Origin of the sequence: Microbacterium sp. AG157, from assembly GCF_003385695.1 — a bacterium.
GTDB lineage: Bacteria > Actinomycetota > Actinomycetes > Actinomycetales > Microbacteriaceae > Microbacterium > Microbacterium testaceum.
Window position 1 is genome coordinate 231,592 of record NZ_QRDK01000001.1, and the last position, 15,915, is coordinate 247,506.

Annotated in this window: 17 protein-coding genes; 6 read left to right on the forward strand and 11 right to left on the reverse strand. The window is 70.0% G+C overall.

Annotation, left to right across the window (positions count from 1 at the left end; all coding sequences use genetic code 11):
- Positions 1-45: 45 nt before the first annotated feature.
- The 3 genes from DEU35_RS01185 to dapA all read right to left on the reverse strand — a co-directional run bounded on the left by DEU35_RS01185 (position 46) and on the right by dapA (position 3,351).
- Positions 46-537: a GNAT family N-acetyltransferase gene (locus tag DEU35_RS01185; RefSeq protein ID WP_116238386.1), complete on the reverse strand. Its 492-nt coding sequence runs from the start codon at positions 535-537 to the stop codon at positions 46-48.
- A gap of 83 nt (positions 538-620) precedes the next feature.
- Entirely contained in the window at positions 621-2,297 is a 1,677-nt protein-coding gene (locus DEU35_RS01190; RefSeq protein WP_103210417.1) for a ribonuclease J, read from the reverse strand.
- Between the two features lie 76 nt (positions 2,298-2,373).
- A complete protein-coding gene (gene dapA / locus DEU35_RS01195; RefSeq protein WP_103210415.1) occupies positions 2,374-3,351 on the reverse strand; it encodes a 4-hydroxy-tetrahydrodipicolinate synthase in 978 nt (325 codons plus the stop codon).
- Between the two features lie 96 nt (positions 3,352-3,447).
- On the opposite strand from dapA, the gene DEU35_RS01200 reads away from it, so the two are divergent.
- Positions 3,448-3,984, forward strand: a complete 537-nt coding sequence (locus tag DEU35_RS01200) for an NUDIX hydrolase (protein ID WP_116238387.1) — start codon at positions 3,448-3,450, stop codon at positions 3,982-3,984.
- An 18-nt stretch (positions 3,985-4,002) separates the two neighbouring features.
- Here the strand turns inward: DEU35_RS01200 and DEU35_RS01205 are convergent, their stop codons facing one another.
- Genes DEU35_RS01205 through DEU35_RS01215 form a run of 3 tightly spaced genes read right to left on the reverse strand, consistent with a single transcriptional unit; the run spans position 4,003 to position 6,063 of the window.
- A complete protein-coding gene (locus DEU35_RS01205; protein ID WP_116238388.1) occupies positions 4,003-4,755 on the reverse strand; it encodes an SDR family oxidoreductase in 753 nt (250 codons plus the stop codon).
- Between the two features lies 1 nt (position 4,756).
- Positions 4,757-5,257 carry a dihydrofolate reductase gene (locus DEU35_RS01210; protein WP_116238389.1) on the reverse strand — a complete coding sequence of 167 codons (501 nt, stop codon included), beginning with the start codon at positions 5,255-5,257 and terminating at the stop codon, positions 4,757-4,759.
- Positions 5,254-6,063, reverse strand: a complete 810-nt coding sequence (locus DEU35_RS01215) for a thymidylate synthase (protein WP_116238390.1) — start codon at positions 6,061-6,063, stop codon at positions 5,254-5,256. Before DEU35_RS01215 ends, DEU35_RS01210 begins: the two co-directional genes overlap by 4 nt.
- Positions 6,064-6,214: 151 nt before the next feature.
- Here DEU35_RS01215 and DEU35_RS01220 point away from each other — a divergent pair, with 151 nt between their 5' ends.
- The 4 genes from DEU35_RS01220 to DEU35_RS01235 all read left to right on the forward strand — a co-directional run bounded on the left by DEU35_RS01220 (position 6,215) and on the right by DEU35_RS01235 (position 8,654).
- Positions 6,215-6,652, forward strand: a complete 438-nt coding sequence (locus DEU35_RS01220) for a co-chaperone YbbN (RefSeq protein ID WP_116238391.1) — start codon at positions 6,215-6,217, stop codon at positions 6,650-6,652.
- On the forward strand, positions 6,645-7,208 hold the full coding sequence (locus DEU35_RS01225) for a DUF4395 domain-containing protein (RefSeq protein WP_116238392.1): 564 nt from the start codon (positions 6,645-6,647) through the stop codon (positions 7,206-7,208). Before DEU35_RS01220 ends, DEU35_RS01225 begins: the two co-directional genes overlap by 8 nt.
- Before the next feature lie 107 nt (positions 7,209-7,315).
- Positions 7,316-7,741: an OsmC family peroxiredoxin gene (locus DEU35_RS01230; RefSeq protein ID WP_103210405.1), complete on the forward strand. Its 426-nt coding sequence runs from the start codon at positions 7,316-7,318 to the stop codon at positions 7,739-7,741.
- A complete protein-coding gene (locus DEU35_RS01235; RefSeq protein WP_116238393.1) occupies positions 7,734-8,654 on the forward strand; it encodes a TIGR01777 family oxidoreductase in 921 nt (306 codons plus the stop codon). Before DEU35_RS01230 ends, DEU35_RS01235 begins: the two co-directional genes overlap by 8 nt.
- Positions 8,655-8,798: 144 nt before the next feature.
- Here the strand turns inward: DEU35_RS01235 and DEU35_RS01240 are convergent, their stop codons facing one another.
- The 5 genes from DEU35_RS01240 to DEU35_RS01260 all read right to left on the reverse strand — a co-directional run bounded on the left by DEU35_RS01240 (position 8,799) and on the right by DEU35_RS01260 (position 14,355).
- Positions 8,799-9,251, reverse strand: a complete 453-nt coding sequence (locus DEU35_RS01240; RefSeq protein ID WP_116238394.1) for a hypothetical protein — start codon at positions 9,249-9,251, stop codon at positions 8,799-8,801.
- The gene (dapB, locus tag DEU35_RS01245; protein ID WP_116238395.1) at positions 9,248-10,060 is read right to left on the reverse strand and encodes a 4-hydroxy-tetrahydrodipicolinate reductase; all 813 of its coding nucleotides are present in this window, start codon (positions 10,058-10,060) and stop codon (positions 9,248-9,250) included. The genes DEU35_RS01240 and dapB overlap by 4 nt, the downstream gene beginning before the upstream one ends.
- Before the next feature lie 63 nt (positions 10,061-10,123).
- The gene (locus DEU35_RS01250; protein WP_103210396.1) at positions 10,124-10,726 is read right to left on the reverse strand and encodes a histidine phosphatase family protein; all 603 of its coding nucleotides are present in this window, start codon (positions 10,724-10,726) and stop codon (positions 10,124-10,126) included.
- 79 nt (positions 10,727-10,805) lie between these two features.
- Entirely contained in the window at positions 10,806-11,831 is a 1,026-nt protein-coding gene (locus DEU35_RS01255) for an aldo/keto reductase (RefSeq protein WP_103210394.1), read from the reverse strand.
- A gap of 226 nt (positions 11,832-12,057) precedes the next feature.
- Positions 12,058-14,355 carry a polyribonucleotide nucleotidyltransferase gene (locus DEU35_RS01260; protein ID WP_103210392.1) on the reverse strand — a complete coding sequence of 766 codons (2,298 nt, stop codon included), beginning with the start codon at positions 14,353-14,355 and terminating at the stop codon, positions 12,058-12,060.
- 304 nt (positions 14,356-14,659) lie between these two features.
- On the opposite strand from DEU35_RS01260, the gene DEU35_RS17355 reads away from it, so the two are divergent.
- A complete protein-coding gene (locus DEU35_RS17355) occupies positions 14,660-15,913 on the forward strand; it encodes a hypothetical protein (protein WP_258873300.1) in 1,254 nt (417 codons plus the stop codon).
- The last annotated feature ends 2 nt before the right edge of the window (positions 15,914-15,915 follow it).

Below are 15,915 nucleotides of genomic sequence, written 5' to 3' on the forward strand. Positions count from 1 at the left end.
CACGGTAGGCCGGACCTCCGACATTCCGGGGTACCGACGCGGACTTCAGGCCAGGCGCTTGACCATGACGTCGCGCCCCATCCCCTTCCGCACCACAGCGAAGCCCTCGGACCGGTACAGCGACACCGCGAAATTGTCGCGCTCGACGCTCAAGCTGATCCGCGCGTACCCCTGTGCGCGGGCGTGGTCGACGAGGCGCTGCAGCAGCGCGCGCCCGGTGCCGTGCGCGCGCCAGACGGGGCGCACACCGATGATGAGCTCGGGTACCCCCGTACCGACCCACCCGAAGCCGGGCTCGTCACGCGGAAGCATGCGGTACCACGCCGCCCCGACGGGCTCGCCGCTCGGCGACTCGGCGACGAATCCCGCATCCCCGGGACGCATCCACCCCGAGATGTACCGACGGTGCTCCGCGCTGCTCACGATCTCGTGACGCGGCCTCGAGACACCGGCACGCCAGGTGGCGGCCTCCACCGTCATGTCGGCGAGGAAGGCGCCGTCTGAGGGGAGCGCCGCACGGATCGGGAGACCGGGCATGCCCGCATGATATCGAGCGTGGTCCGCGCGCGGGGCGGGAACGACGAAGCGCCGCGGGCGAACCCGCGGCGCTTCGAGGCGGATCAGGCCTCGATGACCATCGGCACGATCATGGGCCGACGACGAAGCGACTGATTGACCCAGCGTCCGATCGTGCGGCGGACCACCTGCGAGAGAGCATGGTTGTCGCTGACGCCCGACTTCGCCGCCTCGGCCAGCGCCGCGGCGATCTTCGGTTTGACGCTGTCGAAGACCTTGTCATCTTCCGCGACACCTCGCGCGTGGATGTCGGGGCCGGAGACGATCTTGCCGGTCGCCGAGTCGACGACGACGATGACCGAGATGAAGCCCTCTTCGCCGAGGATGCGGCGGTCCTTGAGGTCGGCATCCGTGATCTCGCCGACCGACGAACCGTCGACGTAGACGAAGCCGATGTCCATCTGACCGACGACCTTCGCGACGCCGTCGCGCAGGTCGACGACCGTGCCATTCTCACCGAGGATCGTGTTCTCCTCGGGGATACCGGTCTCACGCGCGAGCTTGGCATTGGCCATGAGGTGGCGGTACTCGCCGTGCACGGGCAGCACGTTCTTGGGCTTGAGGATGTTGTAGCAGTAGAGCAGCTCGCCGGCAGCAGCGTGGCCCGAGACGTGCACCTTGGCGTTGCCCTTGTGCACCACGGTCGCCCCGAGCTTCGTCAGACCGTCGATCACACGGTAGATCGCGTTCTCGTTCCCGGGGATCTGGCTGGATGCCAGGATGATCGTGTCACCCTCGCCCGGCTCGATCGCGTGGTCGAGGTTGGCCATGCGACTGAGCACGGCCATCGGCTCACCCTGCGAACCGGTCGACATGTAGACGATCTGGTCGTCGGGAAGATCGCGCGCCTTCTTGTAGTCGATCAGCACGCCATCGGGGACGTTCAAGTAGCCCAGATCGGCCGCGATGCCCATGTTGCGCACCATACTGCGACCGAGGAGCGCGACGCGGCGGCCGTTCGCGTGGGCGGCGTCGAGCACCTGCTGCACGCGGTGCACGTGGCTCGAGAAGCTCGCGACCACCACGCGACGCGGAGCGCGGGCGATGACCTGGTCGAGCACCGGACCGATGCCCCGCTCCGTGGGGGTGAACCCGGGGACGTCGGCGTTGGTGGAGTCGACGAGAAAGAGGTCGACGCCCTCCTCACCCAAGCGGGCGAAGGCACGGAGGTCGGTGATCCGGCCGTCGAGGGGCAGCTGGTCCATCTTGAAGTCGCCCGTGGCCAGCACGAGACCCGCGGGCGTGCGGATCGCGACCGCGAGGGCATCGGGGATGGAGTGGTTCACGGCGATGAACTCGAGATCGAACGGGCCGACCTTCTCGAGCTGGCCTTCTTTCACCGTCAGGGTGTACGGCCGGATGCGGTGCTCTTTGAGCTTCGCCTCGATGAGCGCCAGCGTGAGGCCGGAACCGATGAGGGGGATGTCGCTCTTGAGCTTCAGCAGGTAGGGAACCGCGCCGATGTGGTCTTCGTGTCCGTGCGTCAGCACGACGCCGACGATGTCGTCGAGGCGGTGCTTGATGGGCTCGAAGTCGGGCAGGATCAGGTCGACGCCGGGCTGGTGCTCCTCGGGGAACAGCACACCGCAGTCGACGACGAGCAGCTTCCCGTCGTACTCGAACACGGTCATGTTGCGGCCGACTTCGCCGAGACCGCCGAGCGGGATGACGCGGAGGGTTCCGGCGGCCAGCGCCGGCGGGTCGAGCGGGGTAGTGGGCATATGAGCCTCCTCGGATGCCGCCTCGCGGCATCCCTTCGTGTGGCGTCCCTGGCCGCGGTTCGGCGGACGCCGATGCTTATCTCGTGGTGCCGTGCACCTTCGGCAGGGCACCGCCGGCGGCCGCGTTGCGGTCGGGGCGGAAGTTGGAGAAGTCGGCGCCGGCCACGTCCTTCACCAGGGCCAGCTCGTCTTCGATGACGGCGGCTTCCCACTCCTCCGGCCCGACGAGGGGCAGGCGGACGCGCGGGCTGCCGATGCGGCCGAGGCCGTGCAGGATGTACTTCGCCGCGACCGTGCCGGGCACGTGCGTCATGACAGCGCGGACCAGCGGCTCGAGACTCTTGTGCGCGGCCGTGGCCGAGGCCAGATCGCCCGCGTTCACGGCGTCCACGATCGTGCGGTAGGGCGTCGCGGTGATGTTCGCCGTCACACCGATGAGACCGGAAGCCCCGATCGACAGGTGCGGCAGCACGTTGGCGTCGTCTCCCGAGAAGTACATGAGGTCGGTCTGGTTCAGCACGCGGCTGACCTCGCTGAAGTCGCCCTTGGCGTCCTTGATGGCGAGGATGTTCGGGTGCTTGGCGAGACGCAGGATCGTCTCGTACTTGATGGGCACACCGGTTCGACCGGGAATGTCGTAGAGGATCACCGGCAGGTCGGTCGCGTCCGCGACGAGACGGAAGTGCGTCAGGATGCCGGCCTGCGTGGGCTTGTTGTAGTACGGCGTGACGATCATGATGCCGTCGGCGCCGGCCTTCTCGCTCGCCTTGTAGAGCTCGATCGCGTGCGCGGTCTCGTTCGACCCGCCGCCCGTGATGATCTTGGCGCGACCGGCCGAGACGCTCTTGCCGACCTCGACGAGACGCAGCTTCTCGGGATCGGTGAGGGTGGAGGTCTCACCCGTGGTGCCGGTGACGACGATGCCGTCCGCCCCCGCGGTGATCACGTCGTCGATGTGCTTCTCGGTGGCGGGCCAATCGACTTCGCCGTCGGCGGTCATCGGGGTGATGAGCGCGACGAGCACCTGACCGAAGGGATTGCCGGAGTGCGTCATGGCTCCAGGGTATCGGTTCACGAGGAGACGCCCTCGGCGTCTTCCACGGCGCGGGTGAACAATGCGTGACGGCGGTGACGTCCTAGGGTGGGCGTCATGGCCTGGACGACCCGCTCGACGCGCACCGTCTACGAGAACCGCTGGATCCACGTGCGCGAAGACGAGGTGACCGGTCCCCACGGCGACGGCATCTACGGCGTCGTGCGGATGCAGCACCCCGCGGTGTTCGTGGTGGCTCTCGACGAGCGAGAACGCGTGTGCTTCGTCGAGCTCGAGCGGTACACGACCGGCCGCTCGCTGGAGGTCCCCGCGGGCGGTTCCGACGGAGAGGACCCGCTCCACGCCGCGAAGCGCGAGCTGCTCGAGGAGACCGGGGTCACGGCATCGGACTGGAGTTCCCTCGGCCGGATGAACGCCCTGAACGGCATCGCCGATGCCCCGGAGTACGTGTTTCTCGCGCGCGGGCTGACGATGACGGATGCCGCGGCCTCGCAGCGCGAGGAGGGCATAGACGCCGTGCGGTGGATTCCGTTCGCCGAGGCGCTCGAACTCGTCGCGAGCGGAGAGGTGTCGGACGGCGAGACGATCGGCGCGCTCGCTCTGGCGGGTATCCGCCTCGGGCGCTTCCGCTGACTCTCCGCCCAGGACGCGTCAGCGGCCGCGCGAGGCGGCACGCACCACGACCGCATCGGGCAGCAGACGCGAGGCCGCGACGAGCGCTGTGTACCGCCACGACGGCACCGAGACCGAGCGGCCGCGCGCGGCGTCGCGGAGACCTTCGCGGACGACCTTGTCGGCATCGAGCCACATGCCCGCGGGAACACCCTCGTGACCCGGGGGCAGGCCGAGCCGTTCATGGAAACTGGTGTGGACGAAGCCGGGGCACACCGCGGTGACGGTGACACCGCGAGGCCGGTAGACGACGTTGGCCCAGCGGCTGAACGAGATGAGCCAACCTTTCACCGCGCCGTAGGTTCCGCGCGGCACGAACCCGGCCACCGAGGCCACGTTCACGATGCGACCGCTCCCCCGCTCGAGCATCGCGGGCAGCGCGGCGTGCATGAGTCTCATCGCGGCTTCGACGTGCAGGCGCAGGTGCCGCACCTCGACGGCGACATCGTTCTCTTCGAAGGCGAGGTCGAGCCCGAATCCCGCGTTGTTGACGAGCACGTCGACGCCCGCGGCGAGGCGTTTCTCGACCGCGGCGAGCGCGCCGTCGTCGAGGAGATCGGCGGCGAGCACGTGGACGTCGACGCCCGAGCGCGCTCGGATGTCCCCCGCCACCCGTTCCAGGGCCGCGCCGTCGCGAGCGACCAGCACGAGGTCGGCACCGCGGGCGGCGAGCTGACGTGCGAACTCGGCGCCCAAGCCCGAGCTGGCCCCCGTGACGAGCGCGACGGCCACGTCAGGCGCCCGCTCGCCGGTAGGTCTCGAAGCGGTAGCGGATGCCGCTCGCCGAGGTGTGCCAGCCCTCGGCGGGGTCGGCGGTCTCGAGCGTCCACCCGTCGATCGAGGGAGCGAACGTGTCGCCGTCGACCTCGACGTCGAGACGCGTGAGTTCGAGAACATCGGCGCGATGGATCGCTTCCGCGTAGAGCCGGCCTCCGCCCATCACCCAGATGGCGTCGCCGTGCGCCTGCGCGAGCGCATCGTCGAGCGAGGACGCTCGCTCGGCGCCCTCCTCCGCCCACCCGTCCGAGCGGGTGACGACGAGGTTCCGACGCCCCGGGAGGGGGCGGAACCGCGGCGGGAGCGACTCCCACGTGCGCCGGCCCATGACCACGTCGGATGCCCCGGTCACCGCGCGGAAGTGCGCGAGGTCTTCGGGGACGTGCCACGGCATCCCTCCGTCGGCACCGATCACGCCGCCGTGCGCCTGCGCCCACACGAGCCCGACGGTGGTCATACCGCGACGGCTCCGCGGATGGCGGGGTGGTGCTGGTAGTCCTCGATCAGGATGTCGTCGTAGCGGTAGTCGAAGATCGACTCCGGCTTTCGGGCGAACCGCAGCGTCGGGGCGGGGTACGGCTCGCGCGTCAGCTGCTCTCGCACCTGTTCACGGTGGTTGTCGTAGACATGGCAGTCACCGCCGGTCCAGACGAACTCGCCGGGTTCGAGACCCGTCTGCTGCGCGACCATGAGCGTCAGCAGCGCGTACGAGGCGATGTTGAAGGGCACCCCGAGGAACATGTCGGCGCTGCGCTGGAACAGCTGACACGACAGCTTGCCGTCGGCGACGTAGAACTGGAACAGTGCGTGGCACGGGGCGAGGGCCATGTCGGGGATGTCGGCGGGATTCCACGCGGACACGATCAGACGGCGCGAGTCGGGGTCACGGCGGATCTGCTCGACGACCTGTGAGATCTGGTCGATCGTGCCGCCGTCGGCGGTGGGCCAGGAGCGCCACTGCACACCGTAGACGGGTCCGAGCTCGCCATCGGCGTCGGCCCACTCGTCCCAGATGGTGACGCCGTTGTCTTTCAGCCACGAGACGTTGGATTCGCCGCGCAGGAACCACAGCAGCTCGTACACGATCGACTTCAGGTGCACGCGTTTGGTCGTGATCAGCGGGAAGCCCTCGGCGAGGTCGAAGCGGATCTGACGCCCGAACACGCTCGTGGTGCCCGTGCCGGTGCGATCGGACTTGTGTACGCCCGTCTCGAGAACGTCGCGGAGCAGGTCTTCATAGGGCGTCGGGATGTCGGCGGTCACGGCCCTCACGATACCCGCGACGAGCTCTCGTCGGGGTTTCGTCGGGGTTTCGTCGGCCGGCTCGGGAGACGGTGCACCCCTGGGGAGGAGCGCCCGTCATGGGAGGACTCATCGGCCCTGCTCGCGCGCCCGCGCGTTAGCGTTGACGGTCGTGGACCTGACCTTCGCTCTTCTCGCGGTCGGCGCGCTCGTCGTGCTGACGACGATCGCCGGTGTCGTGTTCCGCCGCCGACAGGGTCGAGCACGGACGGTCGCCTCGGCGGAGGCGGTCGATCCGGGCCTCGTGGGCGCGGAGCGGCTGGGCACCGAAGCGACCCTGGTGCAGTTCAGCACCGAGATCTGTTCGCGGTGCCCCGGGGTGCGTCGCATCTTGACGCAGGCCGCCGACGCCCATCGAGGCGTCGTCTACGTCGACGTCGACCTGACCCACCGCCCCGACCTCGCCCAGCACTTCCGTGTGCTGCAGACCCCCACCACCCTCGTCCTCGACCGACGCGGGGTCGTGCGCACCCGTTTCAGCGGGACGATCGAACGCGACGCGGTCGAGAGCGAACTGACCCGCCTGCAGAAGGAGTCCTCCCATGGCTGAACCCTCGCGCATCGACGCCCGCGGCCCGCGCTTCGCGGCATCCATCACCGCCGTCCTGCTCCTCCTGGCGACAGTGCTCGCCCTGGTCGGAATCTCGACACGGCGCGGGGCCGTCGGTTTTCCCGCCGCAGGCGGCGTTGCCGTGTCCCCCGACATGTGGGCCCTGCCCGCCGCGTCTTTCACCGAGCGTGTCTCCGACCCCGGCTTCCTCCTCCTGCTGATCGTCGCCCTGCTCTTCGTCTGGGGCGTCGCCTGGCCCCGCACCGCCCCCTGGGGCGCCCTGTACCGCCGTATCGTGCAGCCCCGTCTCGCGCCTCCGACCGAGTTCGAAGACCCTCGCCCGCCTCGCTTCGCGCAGGGCGTGGGGCTGTTCGTCACGGCCGTGGGCCTGCTCCTGCACCTCGCGGGGGTGCCGTGGGCGCTGCCGATCGCTGCGGCGATGGCGTTCGTGGCCGCGTTCCTGAACGCCGCCTTCGGCCTGTGCCTCGGATGCCAGCTCTACCTCGTCCTGCAACGCGCGGGGCTCGTCGGACGACGCGGTCCCGCCGCCGCCTGAGCGTCTCCGAGCAGGGCGCTGTCAAGACCCGCCCGGTGTCGGACGCTCTGGTTAGGCTGGCCGCGTCGCGGTCACCCCTGACCGCGCCGAGACAACGGAGGTTCCCCATGGCCGTCACGAGCGAAGCCACCACCGCCTGGAAAGGCAGCCTGTTCGAGGGATCGGGCGAGGTCACGTTCACCTCGTCGGGCATCGGCACGTTCGACGTGAACTGGAAAGCGCGCAGCGAAGGGTCGGGCTCGGTCACCACGCCCGAAGAGCTGCTCGCGGGCGCTCACTCGTCGTGCTTCAGCATGGCGCTGTCGAACGCGTTGGCCGAGAACGGCACCCCGCCCGAGTCGGTCGACGCCACCGCGTCGATCACTTTCAAGCCCGGCACCGGCATCACCGGGAGTCACCTGAACGTCAACGCCGTCGTCCCGGGGCTCGACGACGAGACGTTCCAGAAGATCGCCGCCGACGCGAAGGCCAACTGCCCGGTCTCGCAGGCGCTCACCGGCATCGACATCACCCTCGAGGCCACGCTTGCCTGAGACTTCTGCCCGACGCGTCGTCCTTGCCGGCGCGTCGGGCCTCATCGGTTCGGCGCTGCTCGACTCACTGCGCGGTGACGGTGTCGAGGTCACCTCGCTCGTGCGTCACGAGCCGACCGTTGCGCACGAGGTGCAGTGGCTGCAGGATGCCAGGCCGCTCGACCCCGACGTCATCGCCGGAGCCGACGCGGTGGTGTGCTTGAACGGCGCGTCCATCGGCCACCTCCCCTGGACCCCTTCGTACAAGAGCACGCTCCTGTGGTCGCGGATCACGCCGACCCGCACGCTGGCGGCGGCCGTCCGCTCACTCGGCGACGATGCCCCCGCACTCGTGAACGCCAGCGCCACCGGCTTCTACGGCTCGCAGCCGGGAGCCGTGCTGACCGAGACCTCGAAGCGCGGCTCCGGCCTTCTCGCCGACATCTGCGTCGACTGGGAGGATGCTGCCCGCGCCGCGGGCGACTCGGCCCGCGTCGCGATGCTGCGCACGGCGCCCGTCGTACACGAGCAGGGTGTGCTCAAGCCCCTGCTGCTGCTGACCAAGCTCGGCATCTCGGGTCCGATCGGGCGCGGCACCCAGGTATGGCCGTGGATCTCGCTCGACGACGAGGTGCGGGCCATCCGCCACGTCATCGATTCCGACCTGGCGGGACCGGTCAACCTCACCGGACCCGTGCGGGCGACGGCCAACGATCTCGGGTTCGCCCTCGCTCGCCGGATGAACCGTCCGTACCTCGTGCGCGCGCCGATCTGGGGCGTGAAGCTCGCCCTGGGATCCGATGCGACGGAAGCCCTGCTCACGTCGGACGCCGACGTGCGCCCCGCGGTCCTGGAGGACAGCGGATTCGCCTTCACGCACCGCACGGTCGAGGAGGCCGTCGCCTCGGCAGTTCCCGCTCACGACGCGGCCTGACAACGACGGGGCGGCCGGCGCACAATCGGCTGCCCCACCGGCTCCCGACTCCGAGCGGGCGGCGGCGACGACGTGCGCGCCCGGGTGCGTCCGTTCCGAGTCCCAAGCGGGGCCGGATGCCGAGGGCCAGGGCGCCGCGTCCGATCAGGCCGTGCGGCGCGCTGCCGTCTCGAGACGGATCGCCGTGCGGATGGCATCGCGCGCGCGGCGACGATCTCCCGCCGCGTCGTACGCGAGTCCGAGCCGGTATCGGGCGCGCCAGTCGCCGGGGTGCTCCTCGACGTCAGCGCGGTACCGCGGGAACAGAGCATCGCCGTCCTCGCGCTCGATGCGTCCACTCGGGCGCACGGGGAGGTCTTCCTCGGGGAGGCCGCCCTCGGCATCCAAACGCTCCCCCAACTGCTGGGCGCGGACGCCGAACCACAGCTCACGGCCGATCGCCCAGATCGCGAGGGCCGGCAGAACGAGGAGCGCGACCCCCATCACGACACCGACGGTCTCACCGCTCGAGAGCAGGACGATGGCCCGCTGGCCGGCGAGTGCCACGTACATCAGCAGCAGCACCGTCATGACGGCTACCGCGATCCGCACTCTCATGCGCTGGTGACGCCCGCCACCTGGCCCGACACGTCGCCGTCGGCGATGGGGGCCCCGGCCGGGAGGGGGCGGGTGCGCACGCCGATGTCGATGAAGCTGTCGAGACCCACGTGCACCCCGCGGGCCTCGCGCGCGGCGGCCAGGGCGATCCGGATGCCGGGGGCGTACGCCTTCGCCGGCTCGATCGTGTCGTGGACGAGGGTGAGCGATTCCCCCGCTCCCGACAGAATCGTCTCCTGTCGAGCGACGACGCCCGGGCGGCGCAGGGAGTGGATGGGGACGGAGGCGACGCGTTGGCCGCGGGCCCGCTGGTCGACGTGCGGTGATTCGACGGGTCCGACGTCGGTCCGCGCCGCCGCGATGAGCTCCGCCGTGCGCACGGCGGTACCGCTCGGGGAGTCGATCTTGGACTCGCGATGCGCTTCGACGATCTCGATCGACGGGAAGAACGGTGCCGCCGCGGCCGCGAGGGCGCTGCCGATCACCGAACCGAGAGAGAAGTTGGGGATGAAGACGGCGCCCGTGCCGCTGGCATGTACCAGGGAACGAACCAGCGCGATGCGCTCGTTCGACCAGCCCGACGTGCCGACCAGCACGTTGATGCCACGCTCGACGGCCGCTCGGACCACGTCGATCGACGCGGCGGGCGTGGTCGCGTCGATGACGAGGTCGGCGCCGTCGATCTCGCTGAGCGGGGAGGCCGAGGTGAGGACGGCCGCGACCTCGTAGCCTTCTTCGGCCTCGACGACCGCGCGGATCACTCCGCCGAGCTTTCCGGTTCCGCCCACAATGGCCACGCGCGTCGTCATGCCCCCAGCCTAGGCGCGACCACCCGGCGCTGCGGCCTTATCCACAGACGTGCCGCGACGAGCTCAGACGGGAAGGGGGTCGACGAGACCGGTGCGCAACTCCACCGGCAGGTGAGCCAGGTCGTTATGGGACAGCAGCGTCCAGGGCCGCCCCTTCTTCTGCGCGATGACGGTCAGACCGCAGTAGGCCTGATTGATCGTCATCCACCGCCAATCGGGGGCTTGCAGCACCTCGCGGACGAACCACGAGATCACGAAGTTGTGCGTGATGACGAGCTCATGCACCTCGCCCGCCTTGCGCGCGAGGAACTCGGCGGTGGCGTCGGCCATCTGGGCGCGACCCGCATCGATCTCGGCCTCGGTCACCGAGCCGAAGAAGGGCTCGAACACCGCCGGCGTCTCGGGCGTCATCCCGGTGGGGATGCAATCGAACAGCAGCGCCGAGGACTCGGGTGTGATCGCGGGAAGACGGTCGGCGACCGCGCGGGCGGTCTGCGCCGCGCGTTCCAGAGGCGAGTGCCATACAGCGTCGAGCGGGAGCCCGGAGAGGCGGTCGGCCAGCAGAGCGGCCTGGCGCTGCCCGCGCGGAGAGAGGGGTCCGTCGGTGAGGCCGTGTTCGGCATCCTGGTGCTCGCCATGGCGCACCAGGTAGATGTAGTGCGTCACGTCAGCTCACTCCGTCGTCGATCTGCCGTCCCCCGGCCCTCACCGACAAGCCTACGTCACACCCCGAAAAGGGGGCCGGTCACTCTGCGGCTCGGGCGATATCCGACAGGTGCGCGCGGCTCAGGCGCACACCCACGGCGCGCATGCACTCCACGACGTGGCGGGGTGCGAAGGCGTTGACGATCGGAGCCGTCACGATCTTCTGCGCGAGCAGCCAGGCCACCGCCACCGCGGCATCCGGGAGTCCGAGTTCGTCGCCCACCGCATCGAGGGCGCGGAGCACGCGCGAACCACGGCGGTTGAGATGCGCCGCGACCTGCGTGCCGCGCACCGATTGGGAGGACTGGCCGCGGGTGCGCGTCTCTCCGGCGAGGAAGCCGTGCGCGAGCGGGTGCGAGGGGGTCACGGCCATGTTCTGCGCCGAGGCGATGAGACGCACGTCGCCCTCGAACTCGGAGCGGCGCAGCACGTTGTAGGGCACGTCGAGCACCGTGATGCGCGGGTATCCGGCCGAAGACAGGATCCGGGCCTCGACGAGCTGCGCGGCCGTGTAGCCGTGCGCGCCGATGGCGCGGACCTTTCCCGACTCCACGAGCCATTCGCTGGTGGCCAAGGTGTCCTCGAGAAGGGCCCGGTCGCCCCGGGCGGCGTCGAGCGAGAGCACGTCGATGCGATCGGTACCCAGACGCGTGAGCGAGGCCTCGACGGCGCGGACGAGGTTGACGGAATCGAGCCCGGGGTTGTCGGGGTGACCGCCGATACGGACCGTCAGTACGGCGTCGTCGCGCATGCGTCGGGTGCGAAGCCATTCGCCGATGATGAACTCGCTGCGACCCGCGGCATAGCTGTCCGCCGTGTGCAGCGCATTGCCGCCGAGCTCGGCGTAGGCATCGAGGATCTCGTGGCTCGAACGCGCGTCGACGTTCCAGCCGAACTCTCCCCCGCCGAGGAAGAGCGGAAAAACCTCGAAGCCCGTCTCTCCGAGAGGGACGCGCACGTGGGAGCCGAGACCGGGGCCCTGCAGGGTGATCGGCGATGACGGGTGCGGGGCGCGATTCCGGCGCAGGCGCGGTGAGGCCGTCTCATCGACGCCCGAGCCGCTCATGGTGAGGTCCTCTCCCCGCGATGCCGGATGACGGTACGGATGCCCCCGTATCACCACGCCCCCCGACGTACTACGAGGCTAGGCCCTCCCCGGGACCGGCCAGCCCATTGCCCCGCCGTGGCGATAAACATTGCGTAACGCTTCCGCAGCGGCCGTCCCTGCGCCACACCCCCGAACGACGGATGCCCGCCCCGCGAAGCGGGACGGGCATCCGATGACGAGACGATCAGCCTTCGGCGGGAGCCTCGGGGCCCTCGCTCGCGGCGGCCGAGCTCTGCGTGTCCGCCGGCTCGGGCGTGGTGGCGTCTTCGTCGAGCACGGGCTCGAGCGACAGCTTGCCGCGGTCGTCGATCTTCGTGATGCGCACGAGGATCTTCCGACCGACCGACAGCACGTCTTCGACGTTCTCGACGCGCTTGCCACCCGCGAGCTTGCGGACCTCGCTGACGTGCAGCAGGCCGTCCTTACCGGGAAGCAGCGACACGAACGCGCCGAAGGTGGCGATCTTGACGACGGTTCCGAGGAACTGCTCGCCCACCTCGGGGTTGGTCGGGTTGGCGATCGCGTTCACCTGGGCACGGGCGGCCTCGGCCGAGGGGCCGTCGGTCGCGCCGATGTACACGGTGCCGTCGTCCTCGATCGAGATCTGAGCGCCGGTCTCGTCCTGGATGGAGTTGATCGTCTTGCCCTTGGGTCCGATGAGTTCGCCGATCTTGTCGACGGGGATCTGGACGCTGATGACGCGGGGCGCGGTGGGCGCCATCTCGTCGGGCGCGTCGATCGCCGAATTCAGGACGTTGAGGATCGTCAGACGAGCCTCCTTGGCCTGGGTCAGGGCGGCAGCGAGCACCGACGACGGGATGCCGTCGAGCTTGGTGTCGAGCTGGATCGCGGTGATGAACTCGCTCGTGCCGGCGACCTTGAAGTCCATGTCGCCGAGGGCGTCTTCGGCGCCGAGGATGTCGGTCAGCGCGGCGTAGCGCGTCTGTCCGTCGACCTCGTCGGTGACCAGGCCCATGGCGATACCGGCGACGGGGGCGCGAAGGGGCACACCCGCGTTCAGCAGCGACAGGGTCGAGGCGCAGACCGAGCCCATCGACGTCGAACCGTTGGAGCCGAGGGCCTCGGACACCTGACGGATCGCGTAGGGGAACTCCTCGCGGCTGGGGAGCACCGGAACGAGCGCGCGCTCGGCCAGGAAGCCGTGACCGATCTCGCGACGCTTCGGGCTGCCCACGCGACCGGTCTCACCGGTCGAGTACGGCGGGAAGTTGTAGTGGTGCAGGTAGCGCTTGCTCGTGATGGGCGACAGCGAATCGATCTGCTGCTCCATCTTGAGCATGTTCAGCGTGGTGACGCCCAGGATCTGGGTCTCTCCACGCTGGAAGATCGCCGAACCGTGCACGCGCGGGATGACCTGCACCTCGGCGTCGAGCGGGCGGATGTCGGCGAGTCCGCGGCCGTCCATGCGCACGCCCTCGGCCAGGATGCGACCGCGGACGATCGTCTTGGTGACCGACTTGTAGGCCGCGTTGAACTCGAGGGTCGCGACGGCGGGCAGCTCGCCCGACTCGACGGCGGCGACGAGCTGCTCCTTGACCGAGGTCTTGACCTCGTCATCGGCGTTCTGACGCTCCTGCTTGTCGGCGATCTGGTACACGGGCACCAGACGGTCGTACGCGCGACCGGCGACGAAGTCGTAGGTCTCCTGGCTGTAGGCCGGGAAGACGGGGAACGACTGGATCTCCTTGGCCGCGGTACGCGCGACCTCGTTCTGCGCGTCGACCAGCTGACGAAGGAAGGGCTTGGCTGCCTCGAGGCCCTCGGCCACGACCTGCTCGTTCGGCTTGGTGGCGCCGCCCTTGATCATGTTCCAGCTGCCCTCGGTGGCTTCGGCCTCCACCATCATGATGGCGACGTCGCCGTCGTCGAGCACGCGGCCCGCGACGATGAGGTCGAAGACGGCGTCTTCGAGCTGCGTGACGGTCGGGAAGGCGACCCACTGGTCGGCGTTCTCACCCTGACCGGGGATGAGCGCGAGGCGCACACCGGCGATGGGACCCGAGAACGGAAGACCCGAGATCTGGGTCGACAGCGACGCGGCGTTGATCGCGAGAGCGTCGTAGAACTCGCCGGGCGCGATCGACAGGACGGTGACGACGATCTGAACCTCGTTGCGGAGGCCGTCGACGAACGACGGGCGCAGCGGGCGGTCGATGAGGCGGCACACGAGGATGGCCTCGGTGGAGGGGCGACCCTCGCGGCGGAAGAACGAGCCGGGGATCTTGCCGGCGGCGTAGGAGCGCTCTTCGACGTCGACGGTCAGCGGGAAGAAGTCGAATCCTTCACGCGGGTGCTTGCCGGCACTGGTGGCCGACAGGAGCATGGTCTCCTCGTCGAGGTACGCGGCGACAGCGCCCTGAGCCTGCTGAGCGAGGCGTCCGGTCTCGAACCGGACGGTGCGGGTGCCGAAACGGCCGTTGTCGAGAACGGCTTCAGCGGCGGTGATTTCTGGACCTTCCAAGAGGTCCCTCCTTCTTTGTTTAGGCTCGCCGCCCCGTGTGGGCGACGAGCTGACATGCGAAGGAGCAGGAACAGGCAGAAAGGGCGCGCCGACGAGTCGGCCCGGAATTCCCGGCGACTGGCCACCAGTAGACGACCACCCGGCGATCCGACGGGGAGTCCACCACAGGGGACCAGCGTCTGCCGGCCTGCTCCGTGAGCTCATATGTAGTTGAGCCGATGCCAAGGCGGCATCCTTCCTCACCCTATCAGCGACCACCGTTCGGGGGTGGGCAGCGCACGGGATCGTGCTCTAGCGTGACCTCATGGGCCTCATTCGTCGCATGAGTCACACGCTTCTCGCGTGCGTCGTCGCCGGCGCGGCCCTCGTGCCCTCTCCCGCCTCGGCGCACGTCCGCACCGGCGGTGCCCTCGCCGTCGTCGACGACAGCGCCGTGGCCCAGGTGAAGCAGGAATTGGATGCCGCGGAGGCCGATGCCGCAGCCGCGTCACACCGTGCCCTCGAGGCGTCGGCCGTCGCCGAGCAGACACGCCTCCAGGCGGAACGGACCGCGGCGCGCGCGGCGGAGCTGACCGCGCAGAGCGCCGCGGCCGATGCCGCGGAGACCTCCAGCGCCGCCGCCGCGGGAGCCAGTGCCGCACGGTTGTACCGCACCGTGGGCGGCGGACCCCTCGTGGCGCAGCTCCTGACGGACGCCGATCCCGATTCGCTGCTCGAGCGGCTCGGCATCCTGGATCGTGTGTCCGAGATCACGGCACGCACCGCGGGCCGGGCCCGCAGCGCGGCCGACGTCGCCACCTCCTTGCGCGAACAAGCCGAGCAGGCACGCGACGAAGCCGCGCGCCTCGCCGACGACGCACGGGCCACCGCCGCGACGGCGCAGAGCGACGCCGACGCCGAGACCGAGACCGTGCGGGCGGCGCAGGCGCGTCTCGATGATCTGTACGCCCAGCTCGCGGCACTGCGGGCGACCACCGCCGCTCAGGAACGCGCGGCGCGCGAGCAGGAGAAGGTGCAACGCGACGCGCAGCAGCCCGGCGGGTCGGCGGGCGGACCCGCTACGGGCGCGGGCGGCGGGGCGTCGGTCGGAGGCGGGTCGGGCGGACCCGGCAACGGTTCGGATTCGGGCAGCGGATCGGGCGGCTCGACCTCCGGTGGCGGCTCCGGCGCGGGCAGCGGGTCCGGCGCGGGCAGCGGGTCCGGCGCGGGCAGCGGGTCCGGCGGATCGACCGCCCCGGCGGGCCCTGTCATGAGCCCGGGCGAAGCCCGCTCCGCGGCCCGCGGCGCGATCGGTCGCTACGGCTGGGGCGACGACCAGTTCTCGTGCCTCGTCTCGCTGTGGAACCGCGAGTCGAGCTGGCGGGTCGACGCCTACAACAGCGGCAGCGGCGCCTACGGCATCCCCCAGGCGCTCCCCGGCGACAAGATGGCCGCTTTCGGCCTCGACTGGCGCACGAACGCGAACACCCAGATCTCCTGGGGCCTGTCGTACATCAGCTCGCGATACGGCTCCCCGTGCGGGGCGTGGGATCACTCCCAACGCACCGGCTGGTACTGAGG

Excerpts from the sequence above, each read along its gene's own strand:
- DEU35_RS01185 (WP_116238386.1), bottom strand. The coding sequence starts at position 537 with ATGCCCGGTCTCCCGATCCGTGCGGCGCTCCCCTCAGACGGCGCCTTC.
- DEU35_RS01190 (WP_103210417.1), bottom strand. The coding sequence starts at position 2,297 with ATGCCCACTACCCCGCTCGACCCGCCGGCGCTGGCCGCCGGAACCCTC.
- dapA (WP_103210415.1), bottom strand. The coding sequence starts at position 3,351 with ATGACGCACTCCGGCAATCCCTTCGGTCAGGTGCTCGTCGCGCTCATC.
- DEU35_RS01200 (WP_116238387.1), top strand. The coding sequence starts at position 3,448 with ATGGCCTGGACGACCCGCTCGACGCGCACCGTCTACGAGAACCGCTGG.
- DEU35_RS01210 (WP_116238389.1), bottom strand. The coding sequence starts at position 5,257 with ATGACCACCGTCGGGCTCGTGTGGGCGCAGGCGCACGGCGGCGTGATC.
- DEU35_RS01225 (WP_116238392.1), top strand. The coding sequence starts at position 6,645 with ATGGCTGAACCCTCGCGCATCGACGCCCGCGGCCCGCGCTTCGCGGCA.
- DEU35_RS01230 (WP_103210405.1), top strand. The coding sequence starts at position 7,316 with ATGGCCGTCACGAGCGAAGCCACCACCGCCTGGAAAGGCAGCCTGTTC.
- DEU35_RS01240 (WP_116238394.1), bottom strand. The coding sequence starts at position 9,251 with ATGAGAGTGCGGATCGCGGTAGCCGTCATGACGGTGCTGCTGCTGATG.
- dapB (WP_116238395.1), bottom strand. The coding sequence starts at position 10,060 with ATGACGACGCGCGTGGCCATTGTGGGCGGAACCGGAAAGCTCGGCGGA.
- DEU35_RS01255 (WP_103210394.1), bottom strand. The coding sequence starts at position 11,831 with ATGAGCGGCTCGGGCGTCGATGAGACGGCCTCACCGCGCCTGCGCCGG.
- DEU35_RS17355 (WP_258873300.1), top strand. The coding sequence starts at position 14,660 with ATGGGCCTCATTCGTCGCATGAGTCACACGCTTCTCGCGTGCGTCGTC.